Source organism: uncultured Planktomarina sp. (assembly GCA_943788425.1).
Lineage (GTDB): Bacteria > Pseudomonadota > Alphaproteobacteria > Rhodobacterales > Rhodobacteraceae > Planktomarina.
Genome location: CALSQF010000006.1, coordinates 56816 through 80734 on the forward strand (window position 1 = coordinate 56816; position 23919 = coordinate 80734).

The following is a 23919-nucleotide window of genomic DNA, read 5'->3' on the forward strand; positions in this document are numbered from 1 at the left end:
ATTGACCTGGTTTGAGGAACCCATCATGAAAATTTTATCTTCTGCACTCGCCGGATCCGCATTGGTTGTTCTCACAGGATGCGTCACGCCAGAGAGCGCGGCCATTAACAAGCCAGGTGATAACACCACCGCAGGCACGATCATGGGCGGCATGATTGGGGCCATCGCTGGCATGGAGATGTCGAGCAAAAATGATCGCAAAAAGGGGACAATTATTGGTGCCATTGTCGGCGCGACGGCCGGTAATGCAATTGGTCAAACTCTGGATCAACAAGCGGCTGATTTGCGCCGGGATCTGAACAATGATCAAGTCGATGTCACAAACACTGGGTCCGAGCTCATCGTTACGATGCCACAGGACATTCTATTTGCCTTGGATAGCGCCGCTGTGCGCAGTGACTTGCGCCGCGACTTGGGCGTTGTGGCGGGCAATTTACAGGCCTATCCAGATTCCGCCATCTTGATTGAAGGTCATACGGACAGCACCGGAAGCGCCAACTACAACCAAGTACTGTCGCAACGTCGTGCAAATGCAGTGGCGGACGTCTTAATGAGCAATGGTGTGCCACCCGTACGCTTGCGCACATTTGGGCGCGGCGAGGGTGAACCCGTGGCCAGCAATCTCTCTGCCACTGGCCGTGCCCAGAACCGCCGAGTGGAAATTGTAATCCGACCAAACCTGTAACCTTGCCTCAAATCACGCGGCTGCGCGCCGCCGCCTGGCTGAAGTAACGCAACGCCGCTTCTCGAGATGACGGTTGCGTTCCGTAGACTGGTCATATAATTTGACCAATCTATGGGGGATGCATGCCGTTTCAAAGAGTTGACTCAGAAAAATTGTCAAAATCCGTTGTTCGGCAAGTAGAACAGCTAATTCTGCGCGGCATTTTGCGTCCAGGCGAGCGCTTGCCCTCAGAGCGAGAACTTGCGGAAAAGCTGGCTGTATCGCGCCCCTCGCTTCGGGAGGCCCTGAGTGAGTTACAGCAAGCTGGGCTTCTTACGGCGCGCGCAGGCGCAGGAATTTTTGTGGCAGAGGTTTTAGGCTCTGCTTTTTCCCCGGCCCTCATGCGGTTGTTTTCAACCCATGATGAAGCGGTTTACGACTATCTGGCATTTCGCAAAGATTTGGAGGGCCTGGCCGCAGAACGAGCCGCCCGAATCGGATCTGATACGGACCTCAAGGTCATCAACACCATTTACAATAAAATGGAGGCGGCACAATCCAAGCGCTCTACGGACGAAGAGGCGCGATTGGATGCTCAGTTTCACATGTCGATCTGCGAAGCGGGGCATAATGTGGTGATGCTACATATGATGCGCTCAATGTATGATCTGCTCCAGACCGGGGTATTTTACAATCGCAAGGCAACATTTCGACAAAAAAGTGGCCGGTCGCAACTGCTGGAACAACATGGTGCAATCAATGATGCGATCCAATCACGCAACCCAGATACAGCAAGGCAAGCGGTGCATTTACACTTGGATTTCGTCGGTGGAGTTTTGAAAGAACAGGAGCGCGCCAACAAAAATGAGGAGATCGCCAAGCTGCGCTTTTCTCATGCGTTAGACCGGCCCTAAGATCCCGTTTGGAGATCACCTTTCCCAAAAATGCACTCGACGCAGATGCGGCGCGGCACAAATAAGCCCAAGGTTCGCACCTCGGACTTATTCTCAATTCACATAACCAGCTAGTGTAGCTTTGAACCAACCTGTTCAATAGCATCGTCAATTAAACCATTGCCATCTGCCACAGTCATTTGATTTTCGATGATGCTGCGAGCTGCAGCCACGGCCACAATTATTGCTTCATCACGCACATCTTTGATCGCTGAGGCTTCTGCGGATGCAATCTGCTCCTCCGCAGCAACCATGCGGCGCGCAACAGAGTTTTTGATGTCAGCCTTGGCCTGCTCAGCCGCCGTAGCAGCCTCGACGCGCGCGGCCTCCACAATCCGGTCGGCTTGCGCTTGGACTTCAGCTTGCTTTTTCTCGTAAGAGGCCAGCAGCGCCCTCGCCGCTTCATGCAGAGAACGGGCTTCTTCCAACTCTGAGCGAATGCCGTCCGCACGGGCGTCCAGAATCTCACCAAGCATTTTCGGCACACCAAAATACAGAACCAACGCCACAAAGCCAGCAAACGCCAAAGTGACCACGAAATCGGTATTATGGAGTGAGAAGAATGCTCCACTGGCGGCAAGCGCCGGTGAGGCCAAAACTGTCACTATTAGGACTAAAAGATATCTCATGTCTTAGCCTTTCATCCGTTCAATCACGGCGGCTGTTACGGTTTTGGCATCTGCCTTACCGCCCAGCGCGGCAACGATTTCTTTTGTTGTTGCTTTGGCGACAATCTTAACATTTGCTTTCGCCGAGTCGCGAATTTCAGCCAGTTCTGCTGCCGCTTCTTTTGTCCGAGCAGAGATCTGAGCATCGGCCTTGGCTAATTCTTCGTCTAGCTGACCCTGAATTTCAGCACGCATTAAGACGTTAATATTCTGAGCCTCAGCACGTGCATCGCCAAGAGCTTTTTCATAGGCCTCTTCAGCCGCAAGCGCTTGGCTCTTCAAGTCTTCCGCTTCAGCCAGATCATTCGTGATCGTACCGGCACGATCTGCCAAAGCACCACCGATACGCGGCAGGGCAATGCGCGACAAGATGAAGTAGATCACAACAAGCGTTATGACCAACCAAAAGATTTGGTTCGAGAAGGTCGAAAAATCCAGCTGTGGCATGCCTACCTTTGCAGCACCGCCCACGGCTTGACCCGCATCTGTTGTCTGTGTTGCCATATCAATTCCTCCAATACCTGAGGGCGAACTAGGGCTTCAATGAGGCCCCAGAACCTTAAGGAAAGGATGGCTTATACTGCGAACATCAGCAGCAAAGCGACGAGGAATGAGAAAATCCCCAAGGCTTCTGCAAACGCAATGCCAATGAACATCGTTGCAGTTTGGCCGCCAGCGGCAGAAGGGTTGCGCAGTGCGCCTGATATAAAGTTGCCCACAACATGGCCAACACCAACGGCTGCGCCGCCCATGCCAGTACATGCCAAGCCAGCACCAATGTAAGCACCCATTTGTACGATATCGCCAGTCATTTCATAGTCTCCTTGATTTCATTTATAATAGATAAGTTGAAGCTCGTAACTTAGTGATGCGGATGCAATGCATCCCGCAAATACACACAGGTCAGAATTGCAAATACATATGCCTGGATGAAGGAAACGAGCACTTCTAGGGCATATATAGCTGTGATCGCGAGAATCGACAGCGGTGTCACTACCAGTCCAATACCCGTCGAAATAAGAATCAGAGGCGCAAACGCTGCGAACACTTTAATAACAGCGTGACCCGCCATCATGTTGCCAGCTAAACGAATAGAGTGGCTTACGGGGCGCACGAAGTACGAAATCACCTCGATCAGCGCCAAGATTGGGCGTAACACAAGTGGGGCAGATGAAATCCAAAACACGCTCAAAAAGCTAAAACCATTTTTTACAAACCCCAGGATGGTAACCGCTAGGAATACTGCCATAGCCATTACGGCTGTTACCGCAATGTGACTTGTGGTGGTGAACGCCATCGGAAGGAGGCCGAGGAAGTTAGCAACAACAATGAACATGAAAAGTGTCATAATGTATGGAAAGTAGACAACGCCGTCTTTGCCGGTCACGTCTTCAACCATCTTGTAAATAAACCCATATGCCAACTCTGCAATTGACTGACTACGTGTTGGAACCAAAGCCCGGCCGCGGGCTCCCAAAACCAAAATTGCAAAGATTACCAGAATTGAGACGCCCATCCATAGTGTCACGTTGGTGATCGTAAACCATTCCACCGGGCCCGCACCAAACAATGGTGTTACCTGAAATTGATCCATCGGATGAAATACGAGGCCTGCTTCTGCTTCGCCATGTGTTTCTGTTGCCAAGGTCTCAGCCCTCTTTTTCGTCTGCGGCTCGCGCCATGTGCATTTTTTGAACTTCCTGGGCCGTGCGCATCATCGTGCGCACACCGGCCACAAAGCCCAAAACTATAAACAAGACCAGGAAAATTGGCAGTGTGCCAAACAGCCTATCCAAGCCATACCCAATCCCAAATCCAATGACGATTCCAGCCACCAATTCTATCACCATACGCCAGGCCATATTGGCCATTGTATGATGCTCCTCTTTGGCAGGTTTTGGCGCCGTCGTAGCCTTCATCCTCGCAATGCGATTTTCGAGCTCAGTGAGCTTCTGCGGATCTGGCGTCGGCACATAAAACTCCCGTCCAAGAGTGATGCGAGGGGGATAGTCGCCTCTGCACGGAGAGTCAATTCCAGTTTGCATGCAAGTACTCGACCTAACTAATTGTTTTTAAATTATTTTAAATAATTGCACTCCCGTCATCGATCATGAGTCATAGCCAATCACCTCAAATAACGTCAAAAGGGATATTCAACCATTCGGTTGACGATCGGATCGCGTTGGGTATCAGTAAGGATATGGCCAGCTCTCTTGATCTCATCTTTTCCGCCCTCTCAGACCCAACGAGGCGAGAAATCCTCACCTTGCTGCTGGAAGATGACATGGCTGTGACCGATGTAGCGGAACCTTTTGAGATGTCTTTGGCGGCGATCTCCAAGCATTTAGCTGTACTAACCAACGCCAGACTGATCCAACAAGAACGCCGCGGCCGAGTAAAATGGTGCAAACTAGATCCCTATGCCATGCAGGCCGCCGGGGCTTGGATGCAAGGCTTCGGTCACTTTGAACCGCTCGATCTAGATGGGTTGGAAGCCTACATAAAAAAGAACCTCCAGAACTCGTAATCCCTACAGCCTCTATTCGCATCCTAAGTGCCCATGGCAAGAATTAAAAGGCCGCTGGTGACCCAGGCAGGATTCGAACCTGCAACCTGCCCCTTAGGAGGGGGCTGCTCTATCCAGTTGAGCCACTGAGCCACGCAACCCTAGTGCCAAAAATATCTTGGGAAATCCAGTGCCTGAATTGTAGAAGTTTTGGCTTATTCAGGCCGGGTGCATACTAGGCTTGGACATTCCGCATTGGCTTGGGTAACGTTTTGGAAGTTAAATATGGATCAAAACATGAGTCAACAAAAGCGCCCTCTGACCCTCCGAGATGTGTCCGAAGTTTCAGGTGTATCAGAGATGACGGTGAGCCGCGTGTTGCGCAATCGAGGCGATGTCTCGGCCGCGACGCGGGAGAAAGTGTTAAACGCAACCAAAACCCTGGGCTATGTGCCAAATAAAATTGCTGGGGCCTTGGCCTCTCAGCGGGTGAATTTAGTGGCGGTAATTATTCCGTCTTTGTCAAACATGGTTTTCCCCGAAGTGATGACCGGCATATCCGATGCGCTGGATGACACACCCTTGCAACCTGTTGTTGGCGTGACCAATTATCTACCCGAACGTGAAGAAAAAGTCCTCTATGAAATGCTCTCTTGGCGCCCCTCCGGCGTGATCATTGCAGGGCTGGAGCAATCAGAGACGTCACGCGCGATGCTCATAAACTCCGGTATTCCAGTGGTGCAAATCATGGATATTGACGGCGAACCCATTGATGCCATGGTCGGTATTTCCCACCGGCGCGCCGGGCGCAAAATGGCAGAAGCGATTTTAAAGTCTGGGTACCAAAATATCGGGTTCATGGGCACACAAATGCCGCTCGATCATCGGGCCCGCAAGCGTTTTGAAGGCTTCACCCAGGCCTTAGGCAAACAGGGTGTCGAGATTATGGATCAGGAGTTTTACACCGGCGGTTCAGCATTGGCCAAAGGCCGCGAAATGACCGCCGCAATGATGGAACGCTCCCCAGAATTGGATTTTATGTATTATTCCAATGATATGATTGGTGCAGGTGGGCTTTTGCATCTGCGCGAACAAGGTATAAATGTTCCCGAACAGATGGGTTTGGCGGGGTTCAACAAAGTCGAACTGATTGACGGCCTGCCGCAGAAATTGGCCACGATGGACAGCTGTCGTTTTGAGATCGGTCAAATGGCAGCCAAAATTATTGCGGCGCGCAACGATCCTTCGCTGGAACCTATGAGCAATGTGATCGAGCTATCACCGAAGATCGCCTATGGTGACACCCTACGACGCAAATAGTTAAGGTGGGTTGGGGAAAATCACCGGGCGATCGCCAGCCTGCCATTCGGGGTATTTTGTCATGATGCTGACAAAACGGTCCGACGCCAAAAATCTGGACAGCCAGCGCTGCAGGTTTGGCCAGGGTTGGGCATCAAACCTGCTGCGGTCACTATTGGCAAATTGACGTATGAATGGCACAATTGCCATATCGGCCAGGGTGCATGTTGCGCCAAAAATCCAATCTGAGCTGGCAATTTGCGAATTTAAATCCAACAAAAATTCCGCCGCCCGTCCGCGCTCTTGTTCAGGATCTAGATCGGGATAGCGCACGGCATATTTCGTATGATCCAACGCGGTTTTGAACGGCCCGTCACAGCGCGCAATCCACTCATATCCCGCCTCCGGCATGACCAGCCAGCTTTCTGGATCTGATTGATCCAAAGCCCAAAGCATTACCTCAAGGCTTTCCTCAATCACCACAGAGGGCGTCACCAAAACAGGCACGGTGCCCTTCGGAGAGCTGGCGAGGAATTCTGGCGCCTTCTCCCGTAACACGATCTCCCGCAGCTCCACCGTTAAGCCAGACGCCAAAATCGCCACCCGAGCACGCATAGCATAGGGACAGCGCCGAAAGCTGTATAAAACTGGCGACGACGCATCCAAGCTCACGCGGCGCGCCCAAGCAATTGCGTGCCAGAAGTTGCTGTGATCTCTGCAGAAACAATCTGACCTTCCGGTTGAGCCTGATCAAAAGTCACTTCCGCAAATTGTTGTGTGCGACCCATCGTAGGACTCTCCATCAACACGCTGTGAATTTGCCCGATCTGCGCCACAAGATGGCGCTCAACCTGCGCCTCTCCTGCCTGGCGCAGGCGGGCGGCGCGGTCTTTGATGGCGCGACCATTCACCTGCGGCATGCGGGCGGCAGGCGTGCCATTGCGCACAGAATAGGGAAAGACGTGTAGCCACGTCAGGTTGCAATCCCGCACCAGCGCCAAGGAATTCTCAAAATGGGCTTCGGTCTCCGTCGGAAACCCCGCAATAATATCCGCGCCAAATGTCATCTCAGGGCGCAGGCACAGCGCCTCCTCAGTGAACCGAATGGCATCGTCGCGTAAATGTCGGCGTTTCATGCGCTTCAAAATGAGATCGTCGCCGTGCTGCAAGGACAGATGCAAATGCGGCATCAAACGCGGCTCTGTGGCAATGGCCTGCATCAATGCAGGGTCCACTTCAATGGAATCAATCGAGCTAATCCGCAGGCGGGGCAAATCTGGAACCAGTTTTAGGATCCGAAGCACCAAATCCCCCAAGCGCGGGGTCGCTGGCAGATCTGCGCCCCAACTGGTCATATCCACACCCGTTAGAACAATTTCCGCATAGCCGCGATCCACCAATCTTTTGATTTGATCCACCACAACCCCGGCCGGCACAGAGCGCGAGTTGCCGCGACCAAATGGGATTATGCAAAAGGTACAGCGGTGATCACAGCCATTTTGCACTTGCACATAAGCGCGGCTGCGGGTTCCAAAGCCGTCGATCAAATGGCCAGCTGTTTCGGTAACGGACATGATGTCATCCACCTGCACCGGCTCCGTGCCATACTCTCCCGCCAAGCCGGCCCAAGTTGCAGGCTGCATTTTTTCCATATTGCCCAGCACAGCATCCACTTCGGACATCTGCGCAAAACTCTCAGGCTCAGTCTGCGCAGCGCAGCCTGTGACAATCAATTTTGCTTGCGGGTGTGTGCGGCGCAGCTTGCGTATATCTTGCTTGGCTTTACGCACCGCTTCCGCAGTCACGGCACAGGTATTTACCACAACCGTATCAGTGAGTCCCGATTGACTCACCAGCTCTTTCATCGCCTCGGTTTCATACATGTTTAATCGGCAGCCATGATTTGAAAAGACTGGCACATTCATTGGAGGCTCTCCAAAAACTGCACGGTCAGCACGCCATCAAACACATGCATAGTTGCGCCTGTCATCCAAACACCATCGTCGCACCAATCGATGTCAATCAAACCACCGTCAAGCTGAATTTCAACCCGCCGCCCAGTGAGGCCCAAACGCGCCGCCGCGACCGCTGTGGCGCAAGATGACGAGCCAGAGGCCAAAGTCACCCCCACACCGCGCTCCCAGACCCGCATTCTCAGACGGTTCTCTCCGGCAACATGGGCAAATTGCACATTGGTGCGTTCAGGAAACAACGGATCATGTTCAAACCTTGGCCCCAACTGCTCCAAATCTACTGCATCCGCATCTTCAACAAAAAACGTGCAATGCGGGTTGCCCATGCCAGTTGCCGTCGGCTGGCCGTCAAGCGGTAAGTGCAAAGTCTCCATTTCCCGCGCCAACGGCACCTCATCCCATGCAAGCAAAGGCTGGCCCATATTGACGCTGACCAAAGCGCCCTCCTGACGCGCATGCAAGATGCCGCGCTCCGTAATCAAAGAGAGAGTCTGCCGCCCCAAACGCTGCATCTCATATTGCGCGACGCAGCGCGTGGCATTTCCGCAAGCACCCGCTGTCGAGCCATCGGCGTTGAAAAAGGTCAAGGCGACATCCGTCTGCGGCGAATCACTTATCACCGCCAGCTGGTCAAACCCCACACCCAGATGTCGATTGCCCAATCCGCGGGCAATTTCTGGCGAGATCAGTGGCCCATGCCCGCGCGAATCGACAATAACAAAGTCATTGCCGAGCCCATGCATCTTCTTAAAGGAAATCTGCTGCGTCATGATGGCCATATATCGGTGTAATTAAAAGGAATCCAGTAATAGATCATAATAGCCCTTGACCCCGCCCTCTACCCTTTCTAGACACCGCCGCAGTGGGCCCTTAGCTCAGCCGGTAGAGCAACTGACTTTTAATCAGTAGGTCGATGGTTCGAACCCATCAGGGCTCACCACTCGTACAAAGGTTTAGGCTTAGCGGCCTAAGCCTTTTGTTTTTCCAACCAGACATTCAGCTAGATCAAGCCGCGCGGTTCAACGCCCAATCACGCGTCACGGGCCTGCATCTGCGCGCCTATTTCCGCCACGCATGTGCATACCTGCGAAACCAATGCAATCGGTGTGATTTGACGTCCTATGCGCCTCCTCGCCTCACCAGCGCGCCCGCATGCGCAATCCGTCCAAGTGGATGCAGAGCTGCGGACCTTGTGGAATGCGCACGAACCCCGTGCACGCGAGGCCCAAGCAGCTCAAACGCGTGCAGCTGTATATACCGAATGCCGCCGTTTGGGATGCAACCTTGCCAATACGCGATGCCGCTACAAAAAAGAGCGACGCCGAAGCGCCGCTCTCTCTATGGGTAAGTAGGTTTCGCTTAGAATGCGATTCAAACCGATAGCTGTCAGATCGTTATTCTCACCAGCTTTGTCATGCATTGCTGCGAATGCAGATGCGCCACCACCAAGATCGTAGTCAAGGATGAATGTTGTGGCATCTGTTTCGTCAGTTGCGAAGGATGCTGAAGTGGCACCAGCTGCGTATGCAACAGAGAAGTCCCACTCGTCACCGCAGGAACCGGCAGTGCCTGGACGGATTGATGTGTAGCCATCAGTGATGCCGCCCATTACGTATGACAGACCAAGTGTGTTGTCATCTTCGGAACCGTCTGCTTTTGACTCGTCCTCAACGGAGGCTTTCAGCGTCAAGTCACCCATTGCGTAGGATGCAGAGATCTTTGATGCAGAACCGCCGTTATCATCGTTGTCTGTGCCAGTAGCTGTCAACGCTACACCAGCAAAAGTACCACTGAGTGAGTAGGAGTTAGTAAAGTTTTCTTGGTCGGTTGTTGCTGCAACAGCAATACCTTGTACTGTACCAAACAGTTTCATGTCTTCTTGCTGAGTGTCGTCAAACAAAATGCTGTCGCGGCCCTCATACATCTTGGCCAATTTGTATTGCGCCTCGACATCTCCTTGAGACGCCGCCTTTTGATGCCATGCCAGTGTCTTTGCAGGGTGTTACATGACACTCTGACCATGCTGATAAACACGGGCAAACATGCTTGGAGAGACTGCCGCACCCATGGTTTCACCCGGCTCAATATCCTGCGCATAGGCCATGGGTACGCAGGCCAACTAAAGGCACATCACTGCTGAAATTTGGTTGAACCGTCACATAGCATCCATCAAAGTAAATATTAATCAATTATTTACATCCAAACCCAATGAGGTGAGGGAGGGAATTGTTAATCCAATATTAACTTGACGGGAAATGCGATCAACGAAACTCAATGGAATTGAGCCGTAAAAGTTACTTTATGGTTAATGCGGAAAGGCGCCCGCAGGCGCCTCCCCCAGGGTCCTAAGCCTTGGCACGGGCGCCGGTTGGATCATAAAGCGGCTTCATCGACGCTTCCGCGACAACCCGCGTTCCAGCGACGTCGATTTCATAACTGGAGGCCAAAACTTCAGCCACGCTCTCACCGGCACAGGGCACATATCCCAAGCCAATTGCGCCACCGAGGTGATGACCATAATTGCCAGATGACAGGTAACCTACAATCTCACCATCCCGCAGCACCGGCTCATTGTGGTACAAAAGCGGCTCTGGATCGGTCAGTTTGAACTGTACCATGCGCGCATTCAGTCCCGCTTCCTTCTTGCGCAGCACCGCATCACGACCGATGAACTCAGCTTTGTCCATCTTCACCGCAAAGCCCAATCCAGCCTCTAGAACATGGTCCTCGCAAGTGATGTCATGGCCAAAATGTCGAAAACCTTTTTCGATACGGCAGCTGTCCATCATATGCATGCCGCAAAGTTTTGCATTCATTTCTTGCCCAGCCTGCCACAGTGTTTCAAAAGCATGGCCCGCCATATCTGTGCTGACGTAAACCTCCCAGCCCAACTCGCCCACATAGGTGACCCGATGCACCCGTGCCAGCCCCATGCCCAGCTCAATTTCTTGCGCCGTCCCAAAGGGATTGTTGGCATTGCTGAAATCATTGGGAGAAACCCGCTCTAATAACTTGCGAGCATTTGGTCCCATGACAGCCAAGACACCTTCACCCGCCGTGACATCAGTTATCACAACATTAAACGCCCCTTTGTGGCGCATCATCCAGGTCTGATCGGCCAGACGGGTCGCAGCCGGGGTAACCACCAGATAACAAGCTTCAGACAAACGGGTGACGGTCACGTCGGCCTCTATCCCCGCCCGATCATTCAAAAATTGCGTGTAAACAATCTTGCCCTGGGGCACATCATATTGACCACCACCAATGTAATTCATGAAGGCACAAGCATCCGGCCCTTCCACGCGAATTTTGCCAAACGAGGACATATCATAAAGCCCAAGATTGTTGCGCACCGCCTTATGTTCGGCTGCGATATTATCAAAGAAATTTTGCCTCTTCCAACTGTAGGCATAGCTGGCATCTTGCCCAGGATTGGCAAACCAATTCGCCCTCTCCCACCCGGCCAATTCACCAAAGACAGCGCCGTTTTCCTTGAGATGATGATGAAACGGCGTACGCCGCACACCGCGGGCTGTCTTTTTTTGTAGATAAGGGAAGTGATCGGCGTAAAGTAAGCCAAGCGTTTCCTTCGAGCGTTCAAACAAATAATGTTTGTTGCCCTGAAACGGTTGCATCCGACCGATGTCTACATCCCCGAGATCAAAGGGTTTTTGACCGTCTTCCATCCATTGCGCCAGAGCCTGCCCCGCACCGCCGGCGGATTGAATACCAACAGAATTGAAGCCGGCAGCCACCCAAACATTATCCATCTCCGGCGCCAAGCCAAGATGATAGGCGTCATCGGGGGTAAAACTCTCCGGTCCGTTGAAAAACGTGTGGATTCCCGCAGAACCCAGCATCGGCATGCGCGACACTGCTTTTTCCAAAATTGGCTCAAAATGGTCGAAATCTTCCGGCAATTGATCAAATTCAAAATCAACCGGAATGCCTTCGATGGCCCAAGGCTTTGAAACGGGCTCAAAAGCTCCAAGGAGCATTTTTCCAGCATCTTCTTTATAGTAGGCACATTCATCTGGAACCCGCAGCACAGGCATTTGGCTCAGTCCTTCAATGGCCTCACTGACGATATAAAAATGCTCACAGGCCTGGAGCGGAACATTAATGCTCAGCATCCGCCCAACCTCATGGCCCCACATGCCGCCACAGTTGATTACATTCTCGCAGTCGATCGCGCCACTCTCGCCATTTTGATTTTCCCACTGTAAAGAGGTGATCCGCCGCCCCTCGCGTGTCACGCCCATGGCTTTGGTTTGCTCAAACAACTGCGCACCCATCTGCCGCGCGCCTTTGGCCAGAGCCAGCGCGATATTGGCCGGATCGCCCTGTCCATCCAGTGGCAACCAAACTCCGCCCGTCACCCCATCAATATTAAGATGTTCATATTTTGCTTTGACCTCAGCTGGGCTGATCTCTTCCACATCCACCCCGAAGGCCCGTGCCATAGCCGCTTGACGATAGATTTCCTCCCGGCGCTCTTTGGTCAGAGCCACGGTAATCGAGCCGCAACGTTTGAAGCCCGTTGCAACGCCGATCTCCGCTTCCAAATTGCCATACAGCTCTTGGCTATACTTCGCCAATTTCGTCATATTCGCCGTCGCGCGCAGCTGGGCAATCAAGCCCGCGGCATGCCAAGTTGTACCAGATGTCAATTGCTTGCGCTCTAGCAAGACAACATCTTTCCAGCCCAATTTGGCCAAATGATACGCCAATGAGCAGCCAATAACACCGCCACCTATAATGACCGCGCGCGCTTTTGTCGGAACCTGAGCCATATCCATCTCCTATGGAACTTAAACTTATGTGCTAAATGACCCCTAGGGGTACATCTTCGCGTATTTTTCTTTGTAAAGCGCAATCATGTCCGCCTCCGTCACCCCGTCATCATAGGGCGGGGTAGAGAGGGGTTTGACCTCGTTCACCTTGATCACAACAATGGCCCGTATGCGCGCGGATAAATCGCCCCAGAGCGTGTGCCACTTGGGAAAAATCTCCTCAAAATCTGCACTGCCCCGTCGCAAAATTTGCGTGACGCCACGCATCCGCCAGCCTTTGCGGCAAAAACTATCAACAAAATTCACCTCCACCTCAGGACTGTGGCCAATGTTGCTGATGGTGCCGGGCGAGCGAATTTCGGCAAAGGCAATCTTGTGCTCATCCAAAACAACAAAGGTTCCTTTTGGCGAAACAGACGGCCGCCCCCCCGATGTCACAGAGGCGACAAACCCCAATCGCACCTGTTCAATACAGGCCACCGCTGAAGCGTTCAGCATCGTCTTAATCTCCCAGTTCCTGTGCGAGAAGCGCAATATGCGCCGGACCCACCTCACAACAACCGCCAATAATTTCCGCCCCGCTTTTGGCCCAATCGCGCGCAAAGGCGAGATACTTCGCCGGGCCTAAATCGGTTCGAAATTTCAGCAGATCCACCGTCGCATGGATCGAATTGAACTCCTGGTGAATACCCGTGAACCCATTGGCATAAGCGCCCAGATTAAACCCGTGACCGGCCAAGAGAGGCAGGCCCTGCGACACCGCCTCGGGCAGAGAGCAATTGATCAAAACTGCGGCCGGATTAAACGCCTTGAGCATCGCAATCGCATCGGTCAAAGGTTCCCCAGACCGCAGCTTGGTGCCATCACTGTCATCCACAGAGAGGGAGACATAAATCGGTTTGCCCGTCACCCCCGCGCCCATCAGCCCCCCACGCGCTTGATCTACTGACGCCATAGTTTCCAGAATGTGAAAATCTACATAATCCGCATGAAGCCGTGCAATATCTGCATATATCTCAGCAGCCTGCTCGGCGGGTGGCGCCTTGTCTGGTTGATAGGAAAAGCCAATCGGACCGATTGAACCGGCCACCTTTCCAGATCCATGGGCATCTCTTGCCGCCACAGCCAATTCACAAGCCAAGACTGTCATAGGCCGCAGTTTATCAGCCAAACCTTTGCTCTCCAGCCGGTCTGGCAGAACAGAATAGGTGTTGGTGGTGGCTACCTGCGCACCAGCTGCAAAATATTCATCATGCACGGCACGCACCATGTCAGGAGTGTCGAGCAAGGCCTGCATGGACCACAAATCCGTGGCCTTTCCGGCGCGTTTCACCAATTCTTGGCCCAAACCGCCATCGAGAATTATCATCACATCTGCTCCCTATCAGCTGCGCAAACGCGCATTGTCTGGATCCCAAAGCGGTTGATCCTCCTGCACCACGGCTTTGCAGCGTTGGCCGAAAATTTCTACCTCCACTTCCGTTCCCGGCACGGCCAAATCAGGGCGCAGCATGGCCAGGGCGATGGATTTGCCAACACGGTGGCCAAAATCACCCGAGGTGGTTTCACCCACCACCGTGCCACCCTGCCAAATTGTTGACATATATGGCGCATCATAAGCGCCCGCCTCAACGATCAGCATGGCAAAGGCTTTCTTGCGCCCTTGTTGCTTTTCGTTCCGCAAAGCAGCCTTGCCGGGAAAGTCTTGCGGCTTGTCCAATTTGACAAATCGCTCAAGTCCCGCTTCCAAAAGGCTGTAATCTGTCGACAGATCGCCTTTCCAAGCACGGTACCCTTTTTCGATCCGCAGGCTGTTGAGCGCATACATGCCAAAGGGTTTGGCGCCGGCCGCAATTACAGCATCATAAAGCGCTGGGATTTTAGCGTTTTGCGCATGAATTTCCCAGCCAAGTTCACCGGCAAAAGAGACCCGCAGAAGCGCGCAATCCTGCCTGGCCACCTGTGCCGCTTGATGCGTCAACCACCCCAAAGACAGATCCGCATCGGTCCCCATTTTGGTTAAAACCTCGCGGGCTTTGGGACCTGTGACAATCAAAGTTGAAAAGTCTTTGGTATGGTCCACCAGCTCCAAACCAGCCGGCAGATCTGACTTGAGCACATCATAATCGTGCCATTGCGCGCTGGCGGCGGTAATCAATGTGAAATGCTCCTCGGCGTGACGCACAACTGACATCTCTGTCAAAATCCGGCCGCGGTTATCGGCAAAATAAGCCAGGTTCATACGGCCAATCTTTGGCAGTCCGCCGGTGATTTTACCGCGCAAATATTCTGCGGCGCCGTCGCCCGTGAGGTTGAAACGGCTGAAGCCGGGCAAATCCAACACGCCGCAATGATCGCGCACGGCCTCGACCTCTTGGCGAATACGTTCGGCCCATGGGCCCTCACGTTCCCAAGTCTGGGTCGCCTCATGGGCGGTGTCATCTCCCGGCTGCGCAAACCAATTGGCCCGCTCCCAGCCGTTATAAGCCCCCATTACGCCACCGGCCGCACGCACCTTATCATGAACAGGTGAGAGTTTCTTGTCCCGTCCTGCGGGCCATTCGTGATGCGGGAAATGCATGGCATATTCATGACCATAAACTTCCATGGCCTTGCGGTCACAATAGTCTTGATCTGTGTAATCGGTATAGCGGCGCGGATCGACCGCCCACATATCCCATTCGGTTTCCCCTTCGGTGATCCATTCCGCCAAGACTTTACCGGCCCCGCCGCCTTGGGTGATGCCAAATGTAAAGACGCAGCCTTCATAAGCGTTCTTCACACCGGGCATAGGCCCGATGAGCGGAAGCCCGTCGGGCGCATAGGGAATTGGGCCATTGATCACCCGACCAACGCCTTGAGAGCCCAAAATCGGAACCCGCGCCATCGCGTCTTCGATATACCACTCCAAACGTTCCAGATCGTCAGGATAGAGCTGGAAGCTGAAATCCTCTGGCATCGGGTCTTCGGACGTCACCCAATGGGCTTTGCAATTGCGCTCATAGGGACCAAGGTTCAACCCGTGTTTATCCTGCCGCAAGTAATAGGAAGAATCCACATCCCGTAAGAGGGGCACTTTGCGGCCATTGGCCTCTGTCCATTCCTTCAATTCAGGAATTTCTTCAGTTAAAAAATATTGATGGCTCATCACCGTCATGGGAACGGTCCGACCGCCGTAGGGTTTGAACCATTCACCCACGCGCTGCGCATAATAACCGGCACAATTGACCACTTTTTCGCAGCGGATATCACCCTTGTCCGTATGGACAATCCATTCATCTCCCACCTGCGTGACCCCAGTTGCCGGGCAAAACCGCTGAATACTGGCGCCCATATCTCGCGCCCCTTTGGCCAGTGCTTGAGTGAGCTGGGCGGGGTCAATATCACCGTCATCGGGATCCCATAGCCCGCCTGCCAGATCATGCGTCTCCAAAAAGGGATAGGCATCTTTCATATCTGAAACGGACATCATCTCGATGTCCAAGCCCTGATACCGGCCCATTGTGCGCGCGCGCTCAAATTCCAGCATCCGGTTTTTGTCGTGAGCCAGTCGAATAGAGCCCGTGACATGATAATTCATCGGGTAATCCACCTCTTCGGCCAAACCAGCATAGAGACCCAGAGAATAGCGCTGCATATTCATAATCGCCCAGCTGGTCGAGAAGGACGGGCAATTGCCCGCCGCATGCCAAGTTGAACCGGCGGTCAGCTCATTTTTCTCCAGCAAGACACAATCGGTCCACCCGGCTTTAGCCAAATGATACAGGGTCGACACGCCAACAACGCCGCCCCCAATAATGACAACCCTTGCCGTGGTTGGAAAATCACTCATTTTGGTCTCCCTCAGTCAATGATCAAACGGGCTGCCAGCCCGCCGAGTAAAATTGCAGATATTTTGTTCAGAACGCCAGCGCGCGCGCCCAGCGCCGCCGCGAAATAGCCAGACCCGCCACCAAGGCAGAGCGTGAACAACGCCCCATTCACCAAAAATATTGTTCCAAGGATCAAGATCTGCACCCATATGGGGCCAACGGCGGGGTCAGTGAATTGCGGAATGAAGGCAAAGATAAAAAGTGCGGTTTTCGGGTTCGATACATTGATGAAAAACCCACGCCGCGCCGCCTGCCAAACACCACGGCTGCCGCGCGCCCGCACCACTACGTCGCTGCTTCGCCAAGCCTGCAGTGCCATCCAAGCCAGATAGGCCGCACCTAAGATGCGGATGGCATCATAGGCCGCAGGATGCGCCAATAATAAAGCTGACAGCCCAGCGGCCGCTGCTAAAATATGCACCACAACACCAAGATTCACACCGAGTGCCGCTGCCACGCCAATGCGCGGACCGCCGGAAAGACCACTGGACATAATGAACAGAAAATCTGCTCCTGGCGTGAGGTTTAAGATCAAGCCAGCAATCACAAATCCGGTGATCAGCGCAGGCTCAAATCCCCAAAGGATCTCCCACATCATTGCGAAGCCTCCCTCATGCCGTGCTTCGCATCGAACTGGCGCCGAGCAAAAGCCCGTAGGCGATAAAGCAAACCGCCAGCCCGCGCCGCAGCGAGACATTGAAGACTTTGGCCATGGCCGATTTTCCGAAAGCGGCACCCAAAGCTGTATAGCCCGTATAGGACAACGCAGTCAGCCCCAGAGCCGTCGGCATAATCACCACCATTTGATCCCAAATTGGCACATCCGGCTGAACAAATTGACTGAATGCGGCTAAATATCCGGCCACCGACTTTGCGTTGATCGTCGCAATGGCCAATGCCCGCCCATATATGGAACCTGGCGCTGGATTGAGCTTGGGCGGTGTTCCGGCCATTAGCCAACCGCGAATGCCAAGAAAAATCAAAACAGCCGCGCCGATCAACTTGGCCAGGGAAAAGGCTGTGGGGGATGCCAAGAGCAGCGCGGTGATGCCATAAGCCGATAAGATCAAGAACGCAGTCGCTTGAGTCAAAATCGCCAAAACGGCCCAAAGACCTCGGCGCAGGCCGTAGCTCATGCCGTTGCTGATGCAATTGACTGCATTTGGGCCAGGGGTTGTCACGAAAACCACCCAAAATCCTGCAAATATGATCCAGCCCTGAAATGTCATCAATACACCGGTGGCGCGATCACCCAGATCACCTGGCAGGGTTTGTCGGTTGGATTTTCCCAGCGGAAAAATTCGCCTTTGATACGAAAACTGTCACCCGGCGCCAAAAGGTAGTCTGCATCGCCAATCCAAAGTTTCAATTGTCCAGAAAGAATATATCCCACTTCCTGAGTGGGGCGGGCGACAGCAGGGTATAGCTTTGCCCCAGGTTCAAATGTGGAATGAAGCATCTCAAAATCATCGGTTAAATCGGGTGAAAGCAGCTCTTCGACCAACCCAGCTTCCCGGCTGCCAATAGGGCGCCTGCTGTTTTTACGCACCACATAGCCAGCCTCATCTGCAGGCGCGGGACCAGACCCAAACAAAGACGAGATCGACACATCCAAGGCCCGGGCCAAATCACGCAGATCATTAATCGCAGGCTCAGACATATCTCGCTCAACTTGGCTCAACCACCCCACCGAGCGCCCAAGCGTTTGCGCCAGCTCCGCAAGGGTCAATCCCCGCGCCTTACGCAGCGCCCGAATATCGGCCCCAAGGGTGTTTAGATCTGTCTGTCCTTGCAGCATCGCGTGAAATTTTCCGACATTTTTTCATTTCCAAGCTTATCGTTGGCAGAAGCCGTGAAAAAAAGCAACAAATTTTCACCGGTAACTATCTGCTAAAAACCGAGGCAAGAATAGCCTCCAAAGCCTGCGCATCTTCTTGGGAAAAAGCATCTGGTTGATCGCTGTCGATATCTAATACAGCTATCACATCACCCGCGCCGTTAAACACAGGCAAAACCAACTCAGATCGGGTCGAGCTGGCGCAGGCAATATGGCCCTCAAAGGCCTCCACATCCGGCACCAATTGCGTGGTTTTCAAGCGCGCTGCTGCGCCACAAACCCCACGTGAGAACGGAATTTGCAAACACCCATGCCCGCCTTGATAGGGACCAATCTTGAGCATCTCCGGTCCAGTTACACGATAAAATCCCGTCCAATCAAAGCGGTCATCACTGTGATGCAGCTCACAGACCACACTGGCCATAAGAGCGATTGTATCGTCCTCGCCAGCACAAAGGCTCGCGATGGTTTTTCTCAACTCTTCATAATTCACCCGAGCCATATCCGCAGCCTTTATACGCGTTCAATGGCAATGGCAGTGCCCTCGCCCCCGCCGATGCAAATCGCCGCAACACCGCGCTTGAGATCATGCCGTTCCAAGGCGTTCAACAAGGTCACCAAAATTCGTGCGCCAGAAGCGCCAATGGGATGGCCCAGGGCGCAAGCGCCACCATAAACATTTACAACATCCGGGCTAAGTTCCATTTCATGCATGAAGGCCATGGGCACCACAGCAAAGGCCTCGTTGACCTCCCACAAATCCACATCCGCAACAGCCCAGCCGAGGCGATCTAAAAGTTTTCGGGCCGCAGGAACCGGTGCGGTGGTGAACCAACCGGGTGCTTGTGCATGGCTGGCGTGCCCCATGATGCGCGCGCGCGGCCTGTAGCCCTTTGCCGCGAGGCCAGAGGCATTGGCCAAAACTAGAGCCGCCGCCCCATCCGAAATCGACGAAGAATTGGCCGCTGTCACTGTGCCGCCCTCCCGGAACGCGGGTTTTAAATGTGGAATTTTATCTGGCCGGGCATTGCCGGGTTGCTCATCCATGACAACCTCAACCGTCGCTTTGCGTCCCACCAATGTCACCGGTGCAATTTCGGCTGCAGCGGCGCCGCTGGCCTGCGCCGCCAAGGCACGCTCAAGGGAGCGCAGTGCATAGGCATCTTGCGCGGCACGGGAGAACTGAAAATGCATCGCACAATCCTCAGCGAAGGTGCCCATCAAGCGCCCTTTGTCATAGGCATCCTCGAGACCGTCCAGAAACATGCTGTCTTGCACCTGCCCATGGCCGAGCCGCGCGCCACCGCGCATTTTTGGCAGAAGATATGGCGCTTGGGTCATGCTCTCCATTCCGCCTGTAACCATCGCCTGACCGTGGCCCAAAGCCAATTGATCATACCCCATCATGGTGGCTTTCATGCCCGAGCCGCACATTTTATTAATCGTGGTTGCAGGCACATCTTCGCCCAGCCCTGCAGCAAACCCCGCTTGCCGAGCTGGCGCTTGGCCCTGCCCACCCGGCAGGACGCAGCCCATCAGCACTTCATTCACATCATCCGGTGCAACATCGCCGGCTGCAAGCGCCGCTGCGATCGCAACACCGCCCAACTGACTCGCAGGTGCATCGGCCAAAGCCCCCTGCATCCCACCCATCGGCGTACGGGCCGCTCCTACGATATAAACATCTTCCATGACGCGCCTCTTTTTAACATTTTCCACCTACTTATGACGCGGCCAGCACCTTGGGAGCAAGGCTTTGCATCAGAAAATCACAAACCTGACGCAGCCCCCTCGCCTCCGCCGCATTATCCGCTATATTCGAATGAGCTCAATCTAAAAGGCTCAACTGCACATGCGCGATTTTCACCTTCCCGGCCGGTCGGCCGTCTTTGCAACCAATGGCATGGTCGCAACCTCTCACCCTTTGGCCGCCGCCACTGCGATTGATATTTTAAAAGCGGGTGGCAACGCAGCGGATGCGGCGATTGCAGCGGCGGTTTTGTTGGGCATCTGTGAGCCGCAAATGACCGGTATTGGCGGCGATATGTTCGCCCTGGTCCAAAAGGATCCAGCCTCTGAGGTTGTCGCCCTCAACGGATCTGGACGCGCGCCGCTGGCTGCAAATGCAGCTGCCTTGCGCGATGCAGGGCACGGCACGGTCCCACTGCACAGCGTCGATGCGGTGACGATACCCGGCGCAATGGACGGATTTTGCACCCTAGCAAAAGATTTCGGCGCCCTGCCCCTAAAAGAGACCCTCGCGCCTGCTATTCATTATGCCCGTGCAGGCGTGCCCGTTGCCCCAAAAGTTGCCTTTGACTGGGCCCAAAACACGCAGGCGCTGCAAGGATCCGCGCGCGACACATATCTAACCGCTGGCGCAGCGCCAAAACTTGGGCAACTCTTCGCCGCGCCTGGGCAAGTGGAGGTTCTCGAGCGGGTGGCTGCAGAAGGCCGCGATGGGTTTTATACCGGCGCAGTTGCCGAAGATATGCAAGCCAGCCTGCGCGCGGCAGGAGGGTGTCACAGTCTTGAGGATTTTGCCGCTACCAAATCCACCTATGGCACACCGCTGCGCGCCTCTTATAAGGGTGTTGAAATGCTTGAGCATCCCGCCAATGGTCAGGGCGCAACCGCCCTATTGATGCTCAATATGATGAAACATTTTGACATCGCCGCAATGGCACCTTTCGGGACAGAACGGGCGCATATCGAAGCCGAAATCTCCAAGCTGGCCTATGATGCGCGCAATCGCTTTATTGCCGATGGCGATTATGCCAGCCGCGTTGATCATATGATGGCCCCCGAAACCGCCGCGCAGCTCGCCAGATTAATCGACCCCAACCGCGCCATGGCAAATCCGCATGGGCTGTCCGAAGCGATCCATAAAGATACGATTTACATTACCGTCGTCGACAAAAACCGGATGGCCGTTTCATTGATCTACTCAATCTTCCATGCCTTTGGATCCGGAATTGCCTCAGACAGATTTGGAATCTTATTTCAAAATCGCGGAGCGGGCTTCTCGCTTGCCGCCGGCCACCCCAATGAGCTGGCCGGCGGCAAGCGCCCTATGCACACGATCATCCCCGGCATGCTGGCCGAAGGCGGGCGTATCACTATGCCCTTTGGAGTGATGGGCGGCTCCTATCAATCCAACGGCCATGCTCGTTTCCTGTCAAACATGGTAGATTTCAACTTGGACCCACAAGAGGCGATCGATGCACCCCGCTGCTTTTCAGACGCAGGCACGATGAAAGTCGAGCGCGGATATGGGCCGCAGGTCGCTCAAGAGCTGTCCGATATGGGCCATAAGGTCGAAATACCCGACGGGCCAATTGGCGGCGCTCAGGCAATTTTAATTGGTGCAGACGGCGTCCTGCAAGGCGCATCTGACCCCCGCAAGGACGGATGCGCCTTGGGCTATTAATTCAACTGAAACTGTAAAGGATAGGCGCCGTTCTCAAAAGGGCCAAAAATATCCTCAATATCAGGGTGATCCACTGGGTCCCCCGATATATCCGCCACAAGATTTTGTTCGGAAACATAGGCAATATAATAGCTTTGATCGTTCTCGGCCAACAAGTGGTAATAGGGTTGATCCTTCACCGGCCGCGCCTCTTCCGGAATGGCTGCATACCATTCGTCCGTATTGGAAAACTCTGGATCCACATCGAAAACGACCCCGCGAAACGGGTGTTTTTTATGCCGGACGATTTGGCCCAAATGATATTTCGCTTCAGCTTGCAAAGGTCACCTATGGTTTGAACCTTCTTTTACGCGGATTTGGATCCAAATGTCTATGCGATCACGCAGAATTGATACCCATGCGTGCCATAATTTCGCAATCAGACGAATGGCTGCCAAAACCGTGGCACCATTGCAAAATTCCCGGAATGACGCTATTAATAAACGCAAAAGCTGGCCAAATTAACAAAAAGTGACCGCACCCATGAGCAGTATTCTTCGCAGCCTCGTTCTGATCACCCTTCTGGCGGGGTGTTCTTTTTCTGGTGGCAATTCAAATCCGCCACGGAATCTAGACAATGCCTGCTCGATATTAGATCAGCGCCGCAGCTTCCTGCCGGCCTTTCGTGCGGCCAAACGCAAATATGGCGTGCCAATTTCGACGCAAATGGCGATAATTTGGCAAGAAAGCAAATTCAAAGCTAATGCCAGAACACCAAAGAAATATATACTCTGGGTCATTCCAGCCGGTCGTCAAAGCTCGGCCTATGGCTATGCGCAGGCGCTAGATGGAACTTGGAAAGAATATAAGAAAAGCGCAGGCCGCTGGGGCGCCAGCCGCACCAATATCCGTGATGCTGCAGATTTCATGGGCTGGTATATGGCGCAAAGCCGCCGATCTCTGGGCATTCCGATGTCCGACACGCGCAACCAATATCTCGCCTACCACGAAGGCCGGACCGGTTATCGCCGCGGATCATACAAATCCAAACGCTGGCTGATTAATATCGCAAATGGCCTCAACCGCCGGGCGGCGATGTATAAGAGGCAATTGATCAGCTGCGGTAAGGGATAGCAGCCGGATTTGCCAACAGGTCGTAAGATCAAAAGAGCCTGTAACTTGGATCGCAAAATTTCGATTTGAGCGGAGCATCTGCGCCCAAACCTAGTGTTGCCCGGTGATGCCACTGGCCTGGGAATATCTGCAATATGATTTTATTATGCAGAGGTCCTTTGCAAGCTATTGTCCTAAGGCATTGAGTCACCCGCGACACACCTCAATCGCTGCGTTTTTGCATCTCGTGTTGGATGTTGAACAACATATTCGACAGCCTCCCGCCTTGGGTCAAACTGTCTAAAACGATATGGGTTCGGCCGCCAGAATTGTCTTGCACGACCCATTGGCGCAGCTGCACTGGCTTGGCGGTGAAAATCAGTTGGATGAAACCATAATCAGGGTTTTCCGGATCCTGCAGCGTCACAGCGGTTTGCGACTCGGCCTCGAAATGCGCGACCACCATATCACGTTGCGCCAAATCCACCGTCCGCTCCAAAACCAGGCTCAGCGGTGAGTGGCGCAGCGGAAACCGCAGTGGCTCATCGCGGGATTTGGGATCAAAGACCGCCACCTGTCCGCCGCCAACCACAACCAAAGTTGCCTCTGGCGGGTCATATTCAAAACGAATGCGTCCAGGTCGCCGAATGAACAACCGCCCCGTAGAGGTTTCTCCCGTATCCGTGACCTGTGAAAACTGTGCCTCTGCCGTGGTCATGGCATTAAAATACGACGATATTTCGTTGAGGCTGATTTTTTCAGCTGCAACTGGCGTGGCGAAAATGATATAAAGGGCGGTGATGGGTCTCATTTCACAATCCTAGCCTGTTTT

At 53.6% G+C, this 23919-nt stretch carries 26 protein-coding genes and 2 tRNA genes; 7 read left to right on the forward strand and 21 right to left on the reverse strand.

Going from position 1 to position 23919, the window contains the following annotated elements; all coding sequences use genetic code 11:
• Positions 1–25 precede the first annotated feature (25 nt).
• Both ABLW18_RS05980 and ABLW18_RS05985 read left to right on the forward strand, forming a co-directional pair.
• Complete coding sequence (locus ABLW18_RS05980) at positions 26–685, forward strand: OmpA family protein (protein WP_347823935.1); 660 nt, start codon at positions 26–28, stop codon at positions 683–685.
• Between the two features lie 122 nt (positions 686–807).
• Positions 808–1578 (forward strand): FCD domain-containing protein, encoded by a 771-nt coding sequence (locus tag ABLW18_RS05985; protein ID WP_347823936.1) that lies wholly within the window; start codon positions 808–810, stop codon positions 1576–1578.
• Positions 1579–1688: 110 nt separating this feature from the next.
• Here ABLW18_RS05985 and ABLW18_RS05990 read toward each other — a convergent pair whose 3' ends face one another.
• From ABLW18_RS05990 to ABLW18_RS06010, 5 genes are all read right to left on the reverse strand, one after another.
• The gene (locus ABLW18_RS05990) at positions 1689–2246 is read right to left on the reverse strand and encodes a F0F1 ATP synthase subunit B (RefSeq protein WP_347823937.1); all 558 of its coding nucleotides are present in this window, start codon (positions 2244–2246) and stop codon (positions 1689–1691) included.
• 3 nt (positions 2247–2249) lie between these two features.
• Positions 2250–2789: a F0F1 ATP synthase subunit B' gene (locus tag ABLW18_RS05995; RefSeq protein WP_347823938.1), complete on the reverse strand. Its 540-nt coding sequence runs from the start codon at positions 2787–2789 to the stop codon at positions 2250–2252.
• Positions 2790–2860: 71 nt separating this feature from the next.
• Positions 2861–3097: a F0F1 ATP synthase subunit C gene (locus tag ABLW18_RS06000; RefSeq protein WP_271550904.1), complete on the reverse strand. Its 237-nt coding sequence runs from the start codon at positions 3095–3097 to the stop codon at positions 2861–2863.
• A gap of 50 nt (positions 3098–3147) precedes the next feature.
• Positions 3148–3879, reverse strand: coding sequence for a F0F1 ATP synthase subunit A (locus ABLW18_RS06005; RefSeq protein ID WP_347824349.1), 732 nt, complete (start codon positions 3877–3879; stop codon positions 3148–3150).
• 55 nt (positions 3880–3934) lie between these two features.
• On the reverse strand, positions 3935–4258 hold the full coding sequence (locus ABLW18_RS06010) for an AtpZ/AtpI family protein (RefSeq protein ID WP_347823939.1): 324 nt from the start codon (positions 4256–4258) through the stop codon (positions 3935–3937).
• A 227-nt stretch (positions 4259–4485) separates the two neighbouring features.
• Here ABLW18_RS06010 and ABLW18_RS06015 point away from each other — a divergent pair, with 227 nt between their 5' ends.
• Positions 4486–4812 carry a metalloregulator ArsR/SmtB family transcription factor gene (locus tag ABLW18_RS06015; RefSeq protein WP_347823940.1) on the forward strand — a complete coding sequence of 109 codons (327 nt, stop codon included), beginning with the start codon at positions 4486–4488 and terminating at the stop codon, positions 4810–4812.
• Between the two features lie 55 nt (positions 4813–4867).
• On the opposite strand, the gene ABLW18_RS06020 is transcribed toward ABLW18_RS06015, so the two are convergent.
• Positions 4868–4944 (reverse strand) — tRNA-Arg (locus ABLW18_RS06020).
• Positions 4945–5088: 144 nt separating this feature from the next.
• On the opposite strand from ABLW18_RS06020, the gene ABLW18_RS06025 reads away from it, so the two are divergent.
• A complete protein-coding gene (locus tag ABLW18_RS06025) occupies positions 5089–6111 on the forward strand; it encodes a LacI family DNA-binding transcriptional regulator (RefSeq protein WP_347823941.1) in 1023 nt (340 codons plus the stop codon).
• Here ABLW18_RS06025 and ABLW18_RS06030 read toward each other — a convergent pair whose 3' ends face one another.
• From ABLW18_RS06030 to dapF, 3 genes are read right to left on the reverse strand one after another with little or no spacing between them, the layout of a single operon-like run.
• Positions 6112–6762, reverse strand: a complete 651-nt coding sequence (locus ABLW18_RS06030; protein ID WP_347823942.1) for a glutathione S-transferase — start codon at positions 6760–6762, stop codon at positions 6112–6114.
• A complete protein-coding gene (mtaB, locus tag ABLW18_RS06035) occupies positions 6759–8015 on the reverse strand; it encodes a tRNA (N(6)-L-threonylcarbamoyladenosine(37)-C(2))-methylthiotransferase MtaB (RefSeq protein ID WP_347823943.1) in 1257 nt (418 codons plus the stop codon). The genes ABLW18_RS06030 and mtaB overlap by 4 nt, the downstream gene beginning before the upstream one ends.
• A complete protein-coding gene (gene dapF / locus ABLW18_RS06040) occupies positions 8012–8842 on the reverse strand; it encodes a diaminopimelate epimerase (RefSeq protein ID WP_347823944.1) in 831 nt (276 codons plus the stop codon). Before dapF ends, mtaB begins: the two co-directional genes overlap by 4 nt.
• A gap of 85 nt (positions 8843–8927) precedes the next feature.
• Between dapF and ABLW18_RS06045 the strand changes: the two genes are divergently transcribed.
• Positions 8928–9003, forward strand: a tRNA-Lys gene (locus tag ABLW18_RS06045).
• 363 nt (positions 9004–9366) lie between these two features.
• Here the strand turns inward: ABLW18_RS06045 and ABLW18_RS06050 are convergent.
• The 10 genes from ABLW18_RS06050 to ABLW18_RS06095 form a co-directional block, all read right to left on the reverse strand.
• Positions 9367–9996, reverse strand: coding sequence for a hypothetical protein (locus ABLW18_RS06050; RefSeq protein ID WP_347823945.1), 630 nt, complete (start codon positions 9994–9996; stop codon positions 9367–9369).
• A gap of 412 nt (positions 9997–10408) precedes the next feature.
• Complete coding sequence (locus ABLW18_RS06055; RefSeq protein ID WP_347823946.1) at positions 10409–12856, reverse strand: FAD-dependent oxidoreductase; 2448 nt, start codon at positions 12854–12856, stop codon at positions 10409–10411.
• A gap of 42 nt (positions 12857–12898) precedes the next feature.
• Positions 12899–13354, reverse strand: a complete 456-nt coding sequence (locus ABLW18_RS06060; RefSeq protein WP_347823947.1) for a pyridoxamine 5'-phosphate oxidase family protein — start codon at positions 13352–13354, stop codon at positions 12899–12901.
• A gap of 4 nt (positions 13355–13358) precedes the next feature.
• Positions 13359–14225, reverse strand: a complete 867-nt coding sequence (locus ABLW18_RS06065) for a homocysteine S-methyltransferase family protein (RefSeq protein ID WP_347823948.1) — start codon at positions 14223–14225, stop codon at positions 13359–13361.
• Positions 14226–14240: 15 nt separating this feature from the next.
• On the reverse strand, positions 14241–16688 hold the full coding sequence (locus ABLW18_RS06070) for an FAD-dependent oxidoreductase (protein ID WP_347823949.1): 2448 nt from the start codon (positions 16686–16688) through the stop codon (positions 14241–14243).
• Between the two features lie 11 nt (positions 16689–16699).
• Positions 16700–17326 (reverse strand): LysE family translocator, encoded by a 627-nt coding sequence (locus tag ABLW18_RS06075; protein WP_347823950.1) that lies wholly within the window; start codon positions 17324–17326, stop codon positions 16700–16702.
• 13 nt (positions 17327–17339) lie between these two features.
• Positions 17340–17957, reverse strand: a complete 618-nt coding sequence (locus ABLW18_RS06080) for a LysE family translocator (protein WP_347823951.1) — start codon at positions 17955–17957, stop codon at positions 17340–17342.
• Positions 17957–18526: a cupin domain-containing protein gene (locus ABLW18_RS06085; protein ID WP_347823952.1), complete on the reverse strand. Its 570-nt coding sequence runs from the start codon at positions 18524–18526 to the stop codon at positions 17957–17959. The genes ABLW18_RS06080 and ABLW18_RS06085 overlap by 1 nt, the downstream gene beginning before the upstream one ends.
• An 85-nt stretch (positions 18527–18611) precedes the next feature.
• The gene (locus ABLW18_RS06090) at positions 18612–19067 is read right to left on the reverse strand and encodes a GAF domain-containing protein (RefSeq protein ID WP_347823953.1); all 456 of its coding nucleotides are present in this window, start codon (positions 19065–19067) and stop codon (positions 18612–18614) included.
• An 11-nt stretch (positions 19068–19078) separates the two neighbouring features.
• Positions 19079–20257, reverse strand: coding sequence for an acetyl-CoA C-acyltransferase (locus tag ABLW18_RS06095; RefSeq protein WP_347823954.1), 1179 nt, complete (start codon positions 20255–20257; stop codon positions 19079–19081).
• A gap of 160 nt (positions 20258–20417) precedes the next feature.
• Here ABLW18_RS06095 and ABLW18_RS06100 point away from each other — a divergent pair, with 160 nt between their 5' ends.
• Positions 20418–21995, forward strand: coding sequence for a gamma-glutamyltransferase family protein (locus ABLW18_RS06100; protein ID WP_347823955.1), 1578 nt, complete (start codon positions 20418–20420; stop codon positions 21993–21995).
• Here the strand turns inward: ABLW18_RS06100 and hspQ are convergent.
• Positions 21992–22315, reverse strand: coding sequence for a heat shock protein HspQ (hspQ, locus tag ABLW18_RS06105; RefSeq protein ID WP_044048482.1), 324 nt, complete (start codon positions 22313–22315; stop codon positions 21992–21994). The genes ABLW18_RS06100 and hspQ overlap by 4 nt on opposite strands.
• A 202-nt stretch (positions 22316–22517) precedes the next feature.
• Here hspQ and ABLW18_RS06110 point away from each other — a divergent pair, with 202 nt between their 5' ends.
• A complete protein-coding gene (locus ABLW18_RS06110) occupies positions 22518–23108 on the forward strand; it encodes a transglycosylase SLT domain-containing protein (RefSeq protein WP_347823956.1) in 591 nt (196 codons plus the stop codon).
• Between the two features lie 202 nt (positions 23109–23310).
• Here ABLW18_RS06110 and ABLW18_RS06115 read toward each other — a convergent pair whose 3' ends face one another.
• Positions 23311–23898 (reverse strand): outer membrane lipoprotein carrier protein LolA, encoded by a 588-nt coding sequence (locus tag ABLW18_RS06115; RefSeq protein ID WP_347823957.1) that lies wholly within the window; start codon positions 23896–23898, stop codon positions 23311–23313.
• Between the last annotated feature and the right edge of the window lie 21 nt (positions 23899–23919).